Annotated in this window: 12 protein-coding genes; 10 read left to right on the forward strand and 2 right to left on the reverse strand. The window is 70.2% G+C overall.

Annotated elements, in window-relative coordinates; all coding sequences use genetic code 11:
* Positions 1-557: 557 nt before the first annotated feature.
* From ACGFNN_RS09125 to ACGFNN_RS09160, 8 genes are all read left to right on the forward strand, one after another.
* Complete coding sequence (locus ACGFNN_RS09125; RefSeq protein WP_393554236.1) at positions 558-4,145, forward strand: nitrate- and nitrite sensing domain-containing protein; 3,588 nt, start codon at positions 558-560, stop codon at positions 4,143-4,145.
* A gap of 9 nt (positions 4,146-4,154) precedes the next feature.
* Positions 4,155-4,568 (forward strand): roadblock/LC7 domain-containing protein, encoded by a 414-nt coding sequence (locus ACGFNN_RS09130; RefSeq protein WP_006127850.1) that lies wholly within the window; start codon positions 4,155-4,157, stop codon positions 4,566-4,568.
* Between the two features lie 134 nt (positions 4,569-4,702).
* Positions 4,703-5,110, forward strand: a complete 408-nt coding sequence (locus ACGFNN_RS09135; RefSeq protein ID WP_266709549.1) for a DUF742 domain-containing protein — start codon at positions 4,703-4,705, stop codon at positions 5,108-5,110.
* Positions 5,091-5,672: an ATP/GTP-binding protein gene (locus ACGFNN_RS09140; protein ID WP_362554681.1), complete on the forward strand. Its 582-nt coding sequence runs from the start codon at positions 5,091-5,093 to the stop codon at positions 5,670-5,672. Before ACGFNN_RS09135 ends, ACGFNN_RS09140 begins: the two co-directional genes overlap by 20 nt.
* A gap of 349 nt (positions 5,673-6,021) precedes the next feature.
* Complete coding sequence (locus ACGFNN_RS09145) at positions 6,022-9,237, forward strand: nitrate- and nitrite sensing domain-containing protein (protein ID WP_393554237.1); 3,216 nt, start codon at positions 6,022-6,024, stop codon at positions 9,235-9,237.
* A 10-nt stretch (positions 9,238-9,247) separates the two neighbouring features.
* Positions 9,248-9,661: a roadblock/LC7 domain-containing protein gene (locus ACGFNN_RS09150; RefSeq protein ID WP_006127847.1), complete on the forward strand. Its 414-nt coding sequence runs from the start codon at positions 9,248-9,250 to the stop codon at positions 9,659-9,661.
* A gap of 89 nt (positions 9,662-9,750) precedes the next feature.
* The gene (locus ACGFNN_RS09155; protein ID WP_393554238.1) at positions 9,751-10,422 is read left to right on the forward strand and encodes a DUF742 domain-containing protein; all 672 of its coding nucleotides are present in this window, start codon (positions 9,751-9,753) and stop codon (positions 10,420-10,422) included.
* The gene (locus tag ACGFNN_RS09160) at positions 10,403-10,984 is read left to right on the forward strand and encodes an ATP/GTP-binding protein (RefSeq protein WP_014048542.1); all 582 of its coding nucleotides are present in this window, start codon (positions 10,403-10,405) and stop codon (positions 10,982-10,984) included. The genes ACGFNN_RS09155 and ACGFNN_RS09160 overlap by 20 nt, the downstream gene beginning before the upstream one ends.
* A gap of 99 nt (positions 10,985-11,083) precedes the next feature.
* Here ACGFNN_RS09160 and ACGFNN_RS09165 read toward each other — a convergent pair whose 3' ends face one another.
* Both ACGFNN_RS09165 and ACGFNN_RS09170 read right to left on the reverse strand, forming a co-directional pair.
* On the reverse strand, positions 11,084-11,284 hold the full coding sequence (locus ACGFNN_RS09165) for an acyl-CoA carboxylase subunit epsilon (protein ID WP_362556387.1): 201 nt from the start codon (positions 11,282-11,284) through the stop codon (positions 11,084-11,086).
* A 59-nt stretch (positions 11,285-11,343) separates the two neighbouring features.
* Positions 11,344-12,927, reverse strand: a complete 1,584-nt coding sequence (locus ACGFNN_RS09170; RefSeq protein WP_365093381.1) for an acyl-CoA carboxylase subunit beta — start codon at positions 12,925-12,927, stop codon at positions 11,344-11,346.
* A gap of 787 nt (positions 12,928-13,714) precedes the next feature.
* On the opposite strand from ACGFNN_RS09170, the gene ACGFNN_RS09175 reads away from it, so the two are divergent.
* Together ACGFNN_RS09175 and ACGFNN_RS09180 are read left to right on the forward strand one after the other, a co-directional pair.
* On the forward strand, positions 13,715-14,926 hold the full coding sequence (locus ACGFNN_RS09175; protein ID WP_365528763.1) for a glycoside hydrolase family 64 protein: 1,212 nt from the start codon (positions 13,715-13,717) through the stop codon (positions 14,924-14,926).
* 121 nt (positions 14,927-15,047) lie between these two features.
* Positions 15,048-16,367 carry an amidohydrolase family protein gene (locus tag ACGFNN_RS09180; protein ID WP_393554240.1) on the forward strand — a complete coding sequence of 440 codons (1,320 nt, stop codon included), beginning with the start codon at positions 15,048-15,050 and terminating at the stop codon, positions 16,365-16,367.
* Positions 16,368-16,440: the final 73 nt, after the last annotated feature.

The raw sequence follows: 16,440 nt of genomic DNA on the forward strand, positions 1-16,440 counted from the left end.
TCGGATTCGCCATCCCTGTAAAGCGCCAGGCTAAACACGCGATTCCCCGGGTTGGCCGGGATGAGACGGCGATCATCATGTGAGTTTGCTCACGAACTTGCCGACAAACCGCTCATTGCAGGCAGTTGATCATGCGCTGCAAACCAGACAATACGTGCCCGAATCCGTCATTCCGCTCCCGATCATGGCGTCTGGGACACCGGCCACCCTCTGGGCGATCACCCGTAATCGACCGGTTTGACCGCGAACCGACTCCACACCTCGTGACACTGCGGTCACCCCGTGTCATACACGTCACAGCACGGTCGCGGGCCTTGTTGGAGATCCTTCACTGTGCTGGAATTCCACGCACCGCCGCGGGTTTCAGGCCCGACGCGCAGGGGCGCAACGCAGCGCCGAGTGGCGGCGGGAGGGGGAAGTACGCCGGTCACTCACGACCACCATCGGGGCGCGCCCAGTGCCCCACGACGCCGACACCGTCCCGCCGTGCCACGCACGGAAGGACGCCTGGTCAAGAGGTTGCGACGCTAGTGCAGGGACGTTTCAAGAGGGATGGCATGGGGTCGCCCCAGCCCCGCCAGGGCCGAGGGGACAACTCGGCCGATCAGGAGCCGCGCGGCGGGAACGACCGTGGTTCCTCGCCCCAGCACGCCCAGAGCCCCGGTCCCGCCGGTGACGGCGGCGACCGCCCGCAGCGCTCCGCCGCTCCGAGCGCCGGCGGCGCGGAGGCCTCGGCCCCCCTCAAGCCGGTCGGCCCGACCTCCGCGGGCTCGCGCATCGCCCTGCGCAACTGGCGCATCAGCACCCGCCTGGTCTCCCTGCTCGCCCTGCCCGTGGTCGCCGCGACCACCCTGGGTGGTCTGCGGATCAACCAGTCCATGAACGACATGGACCAGCTGGAGCACATGCAGCTGCTGACCAAGATGACCAAGCAGGCGACCGCGCTCGCCAACGCGCTCCAGGAGGAGCGCGACAGCTCGGCCGGCCCGCTGTCGAACGGCGTGAAGGCCACCGACTACAAGGTCACCCAGCCCCGTGACCGCACGGACCGCGCCAAGGCCGCCTTCTTCGAGGCCACCGACGAGATAGGCAACACCCCCGGTGACGCGGCGCTGGACAGCATCCACGCGAGCGTCAGTCAGATCGGCATGCAGCTCGGCAGCATCACCAGCATCCGCAAGGACGCCTACGCCGGTGACAGCCCGAGTCTCAACACGATCGACCAGTACAGCCAGCTGATCACCTCGCTGCTGAGCCTCTCGCAGGACATGGCGCAGGCGACCAGCAACCCGGAGATGATCAAGCGCACCCGCGCGCTGGCGGCCTTCTCCTCCTCGAAGGAGTACGCCTCCGTCGAGCGCGCGATCATCGCCGCGGCGCTGCCCGGTGGTGACAGCACCAAGACGCATCTGAACGACAACGACCAGGCGTTCGGCCGCAACGCGCTGAACAAGGCGGGCACGACCCTCAAGACCTTCGAGACCACCTACGAGTCCACCGGCAAGAGCTCCGCCGAGCTGCTGGAGCCCCTGGACAACGGGAATCCCGAGATCACCGCCGCCGACATGTACGCCAGGAAGGTGCTCGACAGCCCGCTGGGCATCGAGGGCAGCAACCGCAAGACCCGTACGTACATGGACTGGTACGACCAGAGCTCCAACAAGATCCAGGCGATGAAGACCATCGAGCAGACGCTGCTCGGTGAGATGGAGAGCAAGGCGCGCGAACTCCGCGAGGAGTCGCAGCGGGACGCGATCCTCAACGGTGCGATCATCCTCATCGTCCTCGGTGTGTCGCTGGTCGGCGCCTTCGTCGTGGCCCGGTCCATGATCCGCTCGCTGCGGCGTCTGCAGGACACCGCGACGCGGGTCGCCCAGGACCGTCTGCCCGAGCTCGTCAAGCAGCTCTCGGAGACCGACCCGCAGGACGTCGACACCTCCGTCGAGTCGGTCGGTGTGCACTCCCGGGACGAGATCGGCCAGGTGGCCGCGGCCTTCGACGACGTGCACCGCGAGGCGGTCCGTCTGGCCGCCGAGCAGGCGCTGCTGCGAGGCAACGTCAACGCGATGTTCACCAACCTCTCGCGCCGCAGCCAGGGCCTCATCCAGCGCCAGCTCTCGCTCATCTCCGAACTCGAGTCGCGCGAGGCCGACCCGGACCAGCTCTCCTCGCTCTTCAAGCTCGACCACCTCGCCACGCGTATGCGCCGTAACGGTGAGAACCTCCTCGTCCTCGCGGGTGAGGAGCCGGGCCGCAGGTGGACCCGCCCCGTGCCGCTGGTCGACGTGCTCCGCGCCGCCGCGTCCGAGGTGGAGCAGTACGAGCGCATCGAACTGGCCGCCGTGCCCGCCACCGAGGTCGCCGGCCGCGTCGTCAACGACCTCGTGCACCTCCTCGCCGAGCTGCTGGAGAACGCCACGTCGTTCTCCTCACCCCAGACGAAGGTCCGCGTCACCGGTCACGCGCTGCCCGACGGCCGTGTGCTCGTCGAGATCCACGACACCGGTATCGGCCTCTCCCCCGAGGACCTGGCCGCGATCAACGAGCGCCTCGCGTCGCCGCCCACCGTGGACGTCTCGGTGTCCCGCCGGATGGGTCTGTTCGTGGTCGGCCGCCTGTCGCTGCGTCACGGCATCCGTATCCAGCTGCGTCCCTCGGACTCCGGCGGTACGACCGCGCTCGTCATGCTGCCCATGGAGGTCGCGCACGGCGGCAAGCAGCCGCCGAAGCCCGGCCAGCAGGGCAAGGGCCAGCAGAAGGGGGCGCCCGGCGGCCTCCTCGCCGGTGGAGCTCCGTCCGGTGGCGGCCCGCGTCCCGACGCTCCGGCGAACGGGCTGGGCTCGTCGGCACCGCGCGGCGAGGTCGGCGCGGGCGCCGCACCGCGCGCCGCGCTGCCCGCACGGGACGGCGGCACCGGCAGGCCCCAGCAGGGACCCGGTGGCCAGGGCCCGCGCCAGGGTGGTGGCGGTCTCGCCGGAGCCTTCAGCGGCGCCCGGGGCGGGGCGCGTCCCACGCCCGACTCCTCCGCGGGCACCGGACCGAACCTGTTCGGCCACTCCGGCGGACAGAGCGGCCCGCCCGCACGCCAGGCCCCGCAGCCGTCCCAGCAGGACCGGTCCGGCCAGGGCGGCCCGCGGCAGCCCGGCGGTCCCGGCCGCCAGCTGCCCCCGTCCGGCGGACCCCGCGCCGAGCTGCCCGGCGGCGCCCCGCAGCAGCCCGGGCGTCCGCAGGGCACCAGCTGGGGCGCCCAGGAGCAGGGTGCTCCCCGGCGTACGCAGCCGGACGCGCCGCGCGGTCACGAGGAGCACGACGCCGGACGGTTCGCCCGGCCCGGCACCTCCGCGCCGAACCAGCCGTTCACCCCGCCGAACCAGCGTCCGCCGATGAGTGACCGTCAGGGTCCGGGCAGCACTGCGGAGTTCGCCCGTCCGGACTTCTCGGCGCCGCGTCCTCCGGCTCCGCAGGCACCCGACCCGGCGAGCACCGCGCAGTTCGCCCGCCCGGACTTCAACGCGCCCGCGCCGACGGGCTTCCCCGCCCCGCAGGCTCCCGCTCCCCGCCAGGACGGCAACCCCGACTTCGGCGCCCCGCGGCCTCCGGCGCCGTTCGCCGCCGAGCCGCCGCGCCGTCCGGCCCTGCCGCAGCAGCCCGAGGTGCTGCCTCCGGCCGGTCCTGGTGACGGGCGTACGCCGCTCTACGACACGCTGGAGACGAACTGGTTCCACGGCCCGCAGCAGGGTGGCCAGCAGCCGCCCGCCGAGCCGCAGGCCCCGGTCTCTCCCCAGCCCGCCGGCACCCCGCCTCCCGCCATGCCAAGGCGCGGCGCGGCCGACACCGGTGCCACCAGTTCATGGCGTGCCTCGCCCAACGACGAACTCGTGCGGCAGGCGGAGCGCGTCAAGAAGCCCGCCGCCGGCGGGATCACCACGTCCGGACTGCCACGCCGTGTCCCACGTGCCAATTTGGTGCCGGGCACCGCTCAGCAGCAGAATCATCAGTCCGGACCCCAGGTTTCGCGTGCGCCGGACGACGTGCGCGGCCGTCTGACCAATCTCCGCCGGGGCATCCAGCAGGGACGACAGGCCAACAACGGCTCGTCTACCGGCAGTTTCCAACTCGGCCCCACTCACCAGCAGGAGCGTTAGTTGAGCCCCATGAGTCAGGCCGCGCAGAATCTGAACTGGCTGATCACCAACTTCGTGGACAACACCCCAGGGGTGTCACACACGGTGGTGGTCTCGGCCGATGGCCTGTTGCTGGCGATGTCCGAGGGTTTCCCGCGCGACCGCGCCGACCAGCTGGCGGCCGTGGCCTCCGGTCTGACGTCGCTGACGGCGGGTGCCTCGCGGATCTTCGAGGGCGGCGCCGTGAGTCAGACGGTTGTGGAGATGGAGAGGGGTTTCCTCTTCCTCATGTCCATCTCCGACGGCTCGTCGCTGGCCGTGCTCGCCCACCCGGACGCGGACATCGGTCTGGTCGGGTACGAGATGGCGCTCCTCGTGGACCGTGCGGGGACCGTCCTCACCCCTGACCTCCGTGCCGAACTACAAGGCAGTCTGCTCCACTAGGCGGCCATGCGGCAGGCACCTGACACGATCCCCCCAGGTACTACAGAAAACCCTCACCCGTCCGGCCGACACAGCCCCTCACCGGCCACCTTCAGACGGCAAGCCGACTTACTGCTGTCACGCCCGGAGGACTTATGACCCCGCCACCCGCCTCACCTGATCCGTACGGCGCACTGCATCACGCGTCGTACGACGGTGAAGGCGACCAGCCGCTGGTGCGTCCGTACGCCATGACCGGCGGCCGGACCCGGCCCCGGTACCAGCTCGCGATAGAGGCTCTGGTCAGCACGACCGCGGACCCCGCGCACCTCGGGACACTGCTCCCCGAGCACCAGCGGATCTGCCACCTGTGCCGTGAGGTCAAGTCGGTGGCCGAGGTCTCGGCCCTGCTGTCCATGCCCCTGGGCGTGGCACGGATCCTCGTGGCGGACCTGGCGGAAGCCGGCATGGTGGCCATCCACCAGCCGGGCAACGGAGAGGCCGGCGGCACGCCGGATGTGACACTGCTCGAAAGGGTGCTCAGTGGACTTCGCAAGCTCTAGCGGCGAGACCGCCCGGGCCACCACCTCGGCGAAGATCGTGGTGGCAGGGGGCTTCGGCGTGGGTAAGACCACGTTTGTCGGTGCCGTCTCGGAGATCAATCCGCTGCGTACCGAAGCCGTGATGACGTCCGCCTCCGCGGGCATCGACGACCTGACCCACACCGGGGACAAGACCACCACCACGGTGGCCATGGACTTCGGACGCATCACCCTGGACCAGGACCTGATCCTCTACCTGTTCGGCACCCCCGGACAGGACCGCTTCTGGTTCATGTGGGACGACCTGGTCCGCGGCGCCATCGGCGCCGTCGTCCTCGTCGACACCCGCCGCCTCGCCGACTGCTTCCCCGCCGTCGACTACTTCGAGAACAGCGGCCTCCCCTTCGTCATCGCCCTCAACGGCTTCGACGGACACCAGCCCTACACCCCCGACGAAGTACGCGAAGCACTCCAGATCGGCCCCGACGCCCCGATCATCACCACGGACGCACGGCACCGCGCCGACGCCAAGAGCGGCCTGATCACCCTGGTCGAGCACGCGCTGATGGCACGCCTGAAGTAGTCGCAAGTCGGCATCGATCTACGGAAGTTGCCGTAGTCCCGCGGGGGCGGCCTGTGTCTTTTGACACGCTCCGCCCCCGCGTTCATAACATTTCGACAGAGAATTCGAGCCTCGTCGATACCCGACGCGCACGGGCGGTACCGCTGCGCTCATACGAGCCCCGCCTTTTGACGGGGCTCGCTCTTTATGCCCGATTTATCTGCGGGCAGGCGCACACGGAACCACCTGTTCCGACTGTTTGGAACGCGACCCGTCCGCGTGCTGCAATGCCTCGAACTACCCAGTAGTACGGCCCCCTGAACGTAATCCGGCACAACGTAGGTGCCGACGCCGAGAGGTTGTTGGTCGAGTGAGGCGAAGCAACGAGGGCTCCGCGGCGCAGCCGGAACGGGGCAACTTCACCCCGCCGCCGCGTGCTGCGGTGTCCCCGCCTGCGGACACGACGTCCGAGGCGGAACCGGCCGGCGGCAGCAGCAGCCGCCTGTCACCGCGCAACTGGCGGGTGCCCACCAGGCTGAACGCCATCCTCCTGATCCCGGCGCTGGTCGGCCTGGTCATGGGCGGCTTCCAGGTGAAGGGCTCGGTCGACACCTGGAACGAGGCGCAGGACGCCGAGAAGACGGCTCTGGTCGTCCGCGCCGCCGCGGAGTACGGACAGGCGCTGCTCAACGAGCGTGACCTCACCGCCCAGCCCCTGCTGTCCAACAAGCGGACCGCGACCGAGGTGGAGCGGGCGCGTGCCACCACGGACAGCGCGGCCTCGAAGTTCGACGCCGCCGTGCAGAACATGCCGGACAAGGAAGGCCTGCACCGCCGCCTGAAGCTCTTCAAGGTGGAGGAGCCGCTCCTTCCCGAACTCCGCAAGGCCGCCTACGCCGAGGCGATGGACCCGGTGAAGACGGAGGAGGGCTACACCAAGGTCCAGCACTCGCTGATGGAGTTCTCCAACGAGCTCGGCCTCGGTACCGGCAACATCACCAGTTACGGCCGGACGGTGTACGCGATCGAGCTGGCCAAGGCCGCAGAATCGCTTCAGCGCTCGATCGGCATGCACCTGCTGGTGCGCCCGAGCCAGGAGCCCCGCAACTTCAACGGCCAGGTCACCGCGTTCAGCTCGTACAACTACCTGGAGCAGATCGCACTCGGCGAGTTCGTCTCCGGTGGTACGGAGGCCGACGCCGCCCGTCTCAAGGAGGTCATGGCCGGCAAGGCCGCTGAGGGTGCCAAGCAGCTCAAGGCCGCCCAGCAGCAGGCCAAGGCCGCCGGCAAGCCCTTCGTGGCGCCCCCGAGCATCGACGGCTCGGTCTTCGACGGCATGGCCCAGCAGATCGGTCAGGGCAAGCAGCCGGACGAGCTGAAGGCCAAGGGGATCACCCCCGAGACCTGGATGGCCGCGGCCACCGCGAAGTTCGACGGCTACACCACCGTCGAGAACGAGCTCGTCGACAAGGCGGTGACCGAGGCCGCCGAGATCTCCGCCGACGCCCGCAACGACGCCATCGTCAACGCGGCGATCGTGATCGTCGCGCTGCTCGCCGCGTTCATCATCGCCGGGCTCATGGCCCGCCAGATGAGCCGCTCGATGCGCCAGCTGCGTACGGCCGCCTTCAACATCGCCGAGCAGCGCCTTCCGATGCTGGTCGACCAGCTGTCGCGGACCGAGCCGGGCCGGGTGGACACCCGGGTCCAGCCGATCCCGATCAACACCCAGGACGAGATCGGCGAGGTCGCCCGCGCCTTCGACCAGGTGCACCGTGAGGCCGTCCGGCTCGCCGCCGAGCAGGCCATGCTCCGTGGCAACGTCAACGCGATCTTCACCAACCTGTCGCGCCGCAACCAGTCGCTCATCGAGGGCCAGCTGACCCTCATCACCGACCTGGAGAACAACGAGGCCGACCCGGACCAGCTGGAGAGCCTCTTCAAGCTGGACCACCTGGCCACGCGTATGCGCCGCAACGGCGAGAACCTCCTGGTCCTCGCCGGCGAGGAGCCGGGCCGCCGCTGGAACCAGCCGGTTCCGCTGGTCGACGTCCTGCGGGCCGCCTCCTCCGAGGTGGAGTCCTACGAGCGCATCGAACTCACCGGTGTCCCGGAGAGCGAGATCCACGGCCAGGCCGTGACCGACCTCGTGCACCTGCTGGCCGAGCTGCTGGAGAACGCCACCACGTTCTCCTCCCCGCAGACCAAGGTCCGTGTGACCGCGACCCGGCTGCCCGACGGCCGTGTCATGGTCGAGATCCACGACAAGGGCATCGGCCTCACCGCCGAGGACTTCGCCGACATCAACCACAAGCTGGCCAACCCGCCGACCGTGGACGCCGCGGTCTCCCAGCGCATGGGCCTGTTCGTGGTCGGGCGTCTGGCCGACCGCCACGGCATCCGTGTCCAGCTGCGCCCCTCGGGCGAGCAGGCGGGCACCACGTCGCTGGTCATGCTCCCCGACGCCATCACGCACGGTGGCGGCGGCGACTCGGTCCAGGAAGGCGACTTCACCGTCTCCTCGATCATCCCCGAGCAGCGGCAGGCGCAGGCCTTCGACGGCGGCCACGCGGTCTCCCCGATGCGTACGGCGGCCGAACTCGGCTTCGACGACTCGCGCTACGAGACCGAGGCCGCGGACTCCCCGCAGCTGGACCCGGTCAACCGTTCGCTGATGCGCGAGGAGCGCAGGGCGGCCCTGGAGGCGCAGTCCACCGGCGAGCGGCCCCCGTTCCAGGACGGGAACGCGGCACAGCCGCAGGACTGGTCCCAGCAGCAGTACCCCCAGGAGCAGTACGGCCAGGAGCAGCAGTACGCACCCGAGCAGTACGCGCCGGAGCGGCAGGAGTACTCGCAGCCCGGTTACGAGGGCGGCTACGACGCGTACGCCGGCGACGGCTACCAGGACCCGCAGCAGAACTCGTATGCGGAGGCCGCGTACTCGGCTCAGGACGGCCGGCAGGAGCAGTACGCCGATCCGTTCGCGGCGCCGAACGCCGCCGCCCACCAGGACGACTGGTCCGGTCAGGGTTCGTACCAGGGAGCCTTCGAGCCCTCGGCGCAGCCCGAAGCGGAATCCGGTCCCGGCGCATCCGCCGACTCGCCGGAGCGCGTAGGCTTCGACCGCCCGGGGCCGAGCCCGAACCCTGGTCACGACCTGACCGAGGCGGGGCTCCCGCGGCGTGGCGCCGGCCAGCAGCACTGGCAGCCCACCGGCCGCGGAAACGATCAGCCCGCCCCTCCGGAGCAGCGGCAGCGGCCGCGGCAGGACGAGCCGCAGACGCAGCCCGCCCAGTCGGACGGGGAAGGACACGGCGACTGGCGCTCGGCGAACGACGAGCGCTGGGAGCGGGCCGAGAAGCTCCGGGATCCGAAGGCGGGCGGGATCACGCCTTCCGGTCTCCCCCGGCGCGTGCCCAAGGCCAATCTGGTCGAGGGCACGGCGGAGCAGACCCAGCAGGGCGGCCCACAGGTCTCCCGCGCCCCCGAGGACGTGCGGGGCAGGTTGAGCAACCTGCGACGCGGGGTCCTGAAGGGACGTACCGCGGGGTCGGACGCAAGTAATACCTACAACCAGGAGCGTTAGTGTGAGCCCGATGAGCCAGGCGGCGCAGAATCTGAACTGGTTGATCACCAACTTCGTGGACAACACCCCAGGGGTGTCGCACACGGTGGTGGTCTCCGCCGACGGACTCCTGCTGGCGATGTCCGAAGGTTTCCCACGGGACCGCGCCGACCAGTTGGCGGCCGTGGCCTCCGGTCTGACGTCGCTGACCGCGGGTGCCTCGCGGATCTTCGAGGGCGGCGCCGTGAATCAGACCGTTGTGGAGATGGAGCGAGGATTCCTCTTCATCATGTCCATCTCTGACGGATCCTCACTGGCCGTTCTCGCCCACCCGGACGCCGATATCGGCCTGGTTGGGTACGAAATGGCACTTCTCGTGGACCGTGCGGGAAGTGTTCTGACCCCGGATCTCCGTGCCGAACTCCAGGGAAGTCTTCTTAACTAATAGACAGACAGTGCGTTTCTCGTCACCGCGCCATAAGGTGCGGTGGCGCGGCACCACTGGGATGGCGACCGGCATTCGGAGGAGGAAACGTGGCAGCACCCACAGGCGGACACCCGTACGAAGGCGATGGGCGGGTCCCGGGTGAGCAGGGTGACAACCGTTTCGACGCCCCCTCCATGCCCGGCAGAATGGGCCCGCAGGAGTCCTACCAGCCGTATCAGCACTACCAGCAGCCCTACCAGCAGGCGCAGCAGGGCCCTCAGGGCGGTGACTGGCAGCAGCCGGGTTCCGGCTGGTCCCAGCAGCAGCCCTACCAGCAGCCGCAGCACGAGCAGCAGCAGCCGCAGCGGTACGAGACACCGCCGTCGCGCATACAGCCCGTGCAGCGGCAGGCCCCCGCGCCCGCGAAGCCCTCGGGGCACAACCCGCTGGTCCGTCCGTACGCAATGACCGGTGGCCGGACACGGCCCCGGTACCAGCTCGCCATCGAGGCACTGGTGAGCACCACGGCCGATCCTGCCCGGCTGCAAGGGCAGTTGCCCGAGCACCAGCGGATCTGCCGGCTGTGCATCGAGATCAAGTCGGTGGCCGAGGTGTCGGCCCTGCTCTCGATCCCGCTCGGCGTTGCCCGGATCCTCGTCGCCGACCTGGCCGAGGCCGGACTCGTCGCTATCCATCAGCCCGGCGGCGACGAGGCCGCCGGCGGCCAACCAGACGTGACACTGCTCGAAAGGGTGCTCAGTGGACTTCGCAAGCTCTAGCGGCGGAGCGGCCCGCTCCACTACCTCGGCGAAGATCGTGGTGGCAGGGGGCTTCGGCGTGGGTAAGACCACGTTTGTCGGTGCCGTCTCGGAGATCAATCCGCTGCGTACCGAAGCCGTGATGACGTCCGCCTCCGCGGGCATCGACGACCTGACCCACACCGGGGACAAGACCACCACCACGGTGGCCATGGACTTCGGACGCATCACCCTGGACCAGGACCTGATCCTCTACCTGTTCGGCACCCCCGGACAGGACCGCTTCTGGTTCATGTGGGACGACCTGGTCCGCGGCGCCATCGGCGCCGTCGTCCTCGTCGACACCCGCCGCCTCGCCGACTGCTTCCCCGCCGTCGACTACTTCGAGAACAGCGGCCTCCCCTTCGTCATCGCCCTCAACGGCTTCGACGGACACCAGCCCTACACCCCCGACGAAGTACGCGAAGCACTCCAGATCGGCCCGGACACCCCGATCCTGACCACGGACGCACGGCACCGCGCCGACGCCAAGAGCGCGCTGATCACCCTGGTCGAGCACGCGCTGATGGCACGCCTGCGCTGAGCGGGCCACCGCCGACGCGAAGGGCCCCGCACTCCTCGAGGAGTGCGGGGCCCTTCGCGTCGTACGCGTGCCGCCCAGGAGGGCCTGGGCGGGCCGTTCTCAGCCCTGCCAGCTGTGCGGGGCCCGGAAGCCCGGGGTGCGCTCCAGACGGCGCCACCCGGCCGTGCTGCGGCCCCGGCGGGCGGGCGCCTCGGGCTGGGCGGCCGCGCGGGCGAGCAGGACGGCGGTGATGGCGGCGAGTTCCTCGGGGCCGGCCTGGCCCTTCTCGACGCGCAGAACCGAATCGGCGGGAGTGGTCATGGTGTCTCCGTCTTCTGGGCAGTGGGTCGCGGACGTGTGCGGGGTCTCCGCTCCGGCGGCTACTGCGGGGGGTTGCCGTGCTTGCGGGACGGCAGGTCGGCGTGCTTGTTGCGGAGCATCGCGAGCGAGGCGATCAGTACCTCGCGCGTCTCGGCGGGGTCGATGACGTCGTCGACCAGGCCGCGCTCGGCCGCGTAGTAGGGGTGCATCAGCTCGGCCTTGTACTCCTTGACCATGCGGGCCCGCATGGCTTCGGGGTCCTCGGCGTCGGCGATCTGCCGGCGGAAGATGACGTTGGCGGCACCTTCGGCGCCCATCACCGCGATCTCGTTGGTCGGCCACGCGTAGGTCAGGTCGGCGCCGATGGACTGGCTGTCCATGACGATGTAGGCGCCTCCGTACGCCTTGCGCAGGATCAGCGAGATCCTCGGCACGGTCGCGTTGCAGTACGCGTACAGGAGCTTCGCACCGTGCCGGATGATCCCACCGTGCTCCTGGTCGACGCCGGGCAGGAAGCCGGGTACGTCCAGGAGAGTGATGATGGGGATGTTGAACGCGTCACACATCTGGACGAAACGAGCGGCCTTCTCGGACGCCTCGATGTCCAGCACACCGGCCAGCGCCTGCGGCTGGTTGGCCACGATGCCGACGACCTGGCCGTCGAGCCGGGCCAGGGCGCAGACGATGTTGCGGGCCCAGCGCTCGTGGACCTCGAGGAAGTCGCCGTCGTCGACGAGCTCCTCGATGACCTTGTGCATGTCGTACGGGCGGTTGCCGTCGGCCGGGACCAGGTCCAGCAGGACGTCGCCGCGCCGGTCGGCCGGGTCGTCGCTGTGGACGACCGGCGGGTTCTCCCGGTTGTTGGAGGGCAGCATCCCGATCAGGTAGCGGACCTCGGCGATGCAGGTCTCCTCGTCGTCGTACGCGAAGTGCGCGACGCCCGAGGTCTCGGCGTGCACGTCGGCGCCGCCGAGGCCGTTCTGGGTGATCTCCTCACCGGTGACCGCCTTCACGACGTCCGGGCCGGTGATGAACATCTGCGAGGTCTCGCGGACCATGAAGACGAAGTCGGTCAGGGCGGGGCTGTAGGCCGCGCCGCCCGCGCACGGGCCGAGCATCACCGAGATCTGCGGGATGACACCGGAGGCCCGGGTGTTGCGCTGGAAGATCCCGCCGTATCCGGCGAGCGCCGAGACGCCCTCCTGGATACGGGCGCCGGCGCCGTCGTTCAGGGAGACCAGCGGGGCACCGGCCGAGATGGCCATGTCCATGATCTTGTGGATCTTCGTGGCGTGGGCCTCGCCCAGCGCCCCGCCGAAGATCCGGAAGTCGTGCGCGTAGACGAAGACCGTCCGGCCCTCGACCGTGCCCCAGCCGGTGATGACGCCGTCGGTGTACGGCTTCTTGGTCTCCAGACCGAAACCGGTCGCCCGGTGCCGGCGCAGCTGCTCGACCTCCTTGAACGATCCCTCGTCCAGCAGCAGCTCGATGCGCTCCCGGGCGGTCAGCTTGCCCTTGGCGTGCTGCGCCTCGGTCGCCCGGTCGCTCGGTCCACGACGGGCCTGCTCGCGCAGCGCCAGCAGTTCGGCCACCCGGCCACGCGTGTCGCTCGACTCACCCGGGATTTCGTCCACAACGGTCATACGTCGACCCTACGAACCCGACCGCGTAAACCCTGCCGTTCACTCCGGACAGTCTCCTGACCGGTTTCCTGGTGGCACCCGACAGAAGCCGGGCACCATGCAGCCCATCCACCAGGCCACAGGGCCTTCCACTTGTCGGGCTCCGACAAAGCGAGCCGGTGTGGCACCCACCACACCGCGAGCCGCGCCACGCCGCGGATCCACCGGAGCGGACGACCGGAGCCACCGAAATGGCGGGGCGGATCCGGCGCCCTCGACGGGTCGCGGAGCCGCGCGCCCGGTCCGCGCGGACCGGGCAGGGCGGCCGGAAGGAGCCCGGAGAGCCGAGCCCCGGCCGCCCGGCGAACGGGGCCCGCCGGACCGGCTCGCGTACGCGGTGGCGGCGACCGCCGGATCGACCGGCAGGGCGGGAAGGCGCCCGCCTCACGGAAGGGACCGGGACCACTCCGCGCGAACGGACCCTCAGCCCCATCGGGGCGGACGGCAAGGCTCCGGGAACGATACCCGGCAGCGGACCGCACCCTCCCTTGCCCACACCTTCAGATCCTGTTCACTCCGCGCGTCCGAACCTCGACCTTGCGTCGCCAAAACCCCTCCGGAGACGTCGAGTTGTGAAGAACGACCTCTTCTTGAGAGCGCTCTCAGTCATAACTCTTGACGCCGCCCCGGGGCGTCGCAAGAGTGGTGCGCACCGCAGACGGCCCCCACGGTTCCGCCTTCTCGCACCGCTCCGACCTCCCGTCTGCGCCCCCCACCCCTCGGGAGTTCCCTCGTGATTTCGCGCAGAATGTTCCTGACCGGCGCCGCCGCCTCCGCGACCGCGCTCACCTACCCCCTCTGGGGCGGCAACCTGAGCCCTCGCGCCTCGGCGGCCGCCGCCACCTGCGAACTGGCCCTGGAGAACCGCTCACTGCCCGGCACGGTCCACGCCTACGTCACCGGGCACGAGCAGGGCACGGACCGCTGGGTGCTCCTGCGCCCCGACGGGAGCGTCTACCGTCCCGACTCCCCCGGCGCTCCGCAGACCCCGCTGCCGGTGGACTGCGCCATCCCGCTGAAGGCGGCAGGCGCGGGTCCTGTCGTGCTGACTCTGCCCCAGATGTACGGCGCGCGCGTCTACTTCGTCCGGGACGACAAGCTGGACTTCTACCTGAACCCCGGCCCCTCCCTCGTCGAGCCCGCCTTCGCGACCCCCACCGACCCGAACTACGGCCGGACCTGGTCCTTCTGCGAGTTCACCTTCAACCCGCAGCAGCTGTACGCGAACATCAGCTACGTCGACCTGGTGACGGCGCTGCCCATCGGCCTCACCCTGGAGGGCGACGCCACGCACACTGTCGCCCCGCTGCCCGACGGCGCGGTCCAGCGCATAGCCGACGACCTCACGGCCCAGGCGGCGTCCGACGGGCAGCCCTGGGACAAGCTGATCACCCGTGGACAGGACGGGCAGGTACTGCGGGTCGTCTCGCCGCAGAACCTGATGGCACCGTACTTCGACCGCCCGGACCAGATGCCCTTCCGGGACCTCTTCACCGCGCAGATCGACGAGGTCTGGGAGAAGTACCGGTCCACCGACCTGCGGATCGACCTGCAGGGCGGACGGGGCACTCTGGCCGGCCGGGTCAGCGGGGACACCCTCACCTTCGAGGGCGGGCACACCTTCGTGAAGCCGACATCGAAGGACATCTTCACCTGCAACCACGGCCCCTTCACGAACAACCCGGGTGACTCCGACGACAAGAAGGCCCTGCTGGCCAGGATCGCCGCGGGGTTCAACCGCTCGATCATGCTCAGCCACCCGCAGCAGCCCAACGGGACCTCGGTGGCGGACTACTACAAGGGGGCGGTGACCAACCACTGGTCGCGTGTCGTCCACGCCAACTCCCCGATCGGCTACGCGTTCCCGTACGACGACGTGCGACCGGACGGCGAGCCGGACGTGTCGGGTGCGGCGCACGACGGGAACCCGCGCAGGTTCACGGTGAGTGTCGGTTCCTGACACTCCCGCGGCACAGGGCCGCCCGCCGCGCGAACGCGGTGGGCGGCCCTGTCGCGTGCGGTCTCCCCCGTAAGGCCGATTCCGCGCTGCACCGGCACGCGGCCGGGCGGATCGTAGTGAGATGTCCTCTTCCGCCGCGTCATCGGGCGCCCCCGCTCCCCGGGTGCTCCTTCACGGACTGCGCCTGATCGACGGAACCGGCAGCGCCCCGGTCGCCGACGCCGCGCTGCTGATCGAGGGAGAGGTGATCCGGTGGGCCGGCCCTTCCCGCGGGCTTCCCGAGGACCTCGGAAAGGTGGTGCGGATCGCCCTCGGCGGGCGCACGGTCTGTCCAGGCTTCATCGACACCCACGTGCACTTCGCCCTGCCGGGCCCCGCGGCAAACCCGCTGCAGGGCCTCGGCGAGCTGCCGAGCTACCGCGTCCTGAAGGTACTGGACCGGCTCCGCGTGACCTTGGAGAACGGGGTGACCACGGCCCGCGACCTGATGGGGCTGGACGCGGGGTTCCGGCAGGCGGTCGAGGAGGGCAGGATCGCCGGGCCCCGGCTGCTCGTCTCGGTCTCGATGCTCAGCCAGCGCGCCGGGCACGCCGACTTCACCCTGGCCGGGGGGATCGACGGGCTGGCACTCGCCGTCGCCTTCCCCGGAAGCCCTCCCGGCCTCGTGGGGTCCGTGGACGACATGCGCGCCCGGGTCCGCGATCTGGTCGCGTCGGGGGCCGACTGCGTCAAACTCGCCACCAGCGGAGGGGTCACGTCCCCTCACGACCGGCCCGAGTGGCTGGGGCTGCGCCCGGAGATGATCCGCGCCGCGGTCGAGGAGGCACAGGCCTACGGAGGCCTGCCGGTCGCCGCCCACGCGATCGGACGGCCCGGCATCGAGGCCGCCGTCCGGGCCGGGGTCACCAGTATCGAGCACGGCTACGCCCTGGACGACGAGCTGAGGGCCGAGATGGTGGAGCGGGGACAGTACCTGGTGCCCACCCTGCTGGAGACGACCCAGGACCTGGATCCGGCGCGCACCTCCCCGTCGGCATACGAGAAGGGGATGCGCTGGCACCGGATCGCCCAGGAATCGGTGGGGCTCTCGGCCGCCGCGGGGGTGAGGATCGCGATGGGGACGGACAGCGGGCTGGCCGTCGGGCACGGGCGGAATCTCCAGGAGCTCGCGCTGCTCGTGAAGTTCGCCGGACTGACGCCCATGGCGGCGATCGTGGCCGCGACGCGCGACGCGGCACGGTTGTGCGGTGTCCACGAGACGACGGGGACCCTTGAGGCGGGCAAGGCCGCCGACCTGGTGGTGACGGACATCGATCCGCTGGCCGACATCGCCTCGCTGGGCGACCCGGCCCACATCCTCGCGGTGGTGAAGGAGGGCCGGATCGCCGTCGACCGGGCCGGCGTCCTCGGCGGGAACGCGCTGCCTCCGCTCTGCCCCTGACCCGTTCACCGGGCCCGCCGCTGAACTGGAGCGATTAACTCCGGTGACATGCACACCTATTGACTTCGCAACA

Source organism: Streptomyces sp. NPDC048590 (assembly GCF_043199535.1).
Lineage (GTDB): Bacteria > Actinomycetota > Actinomycetes > Streptomycetales > Streptomycetaceae > Streptomyces.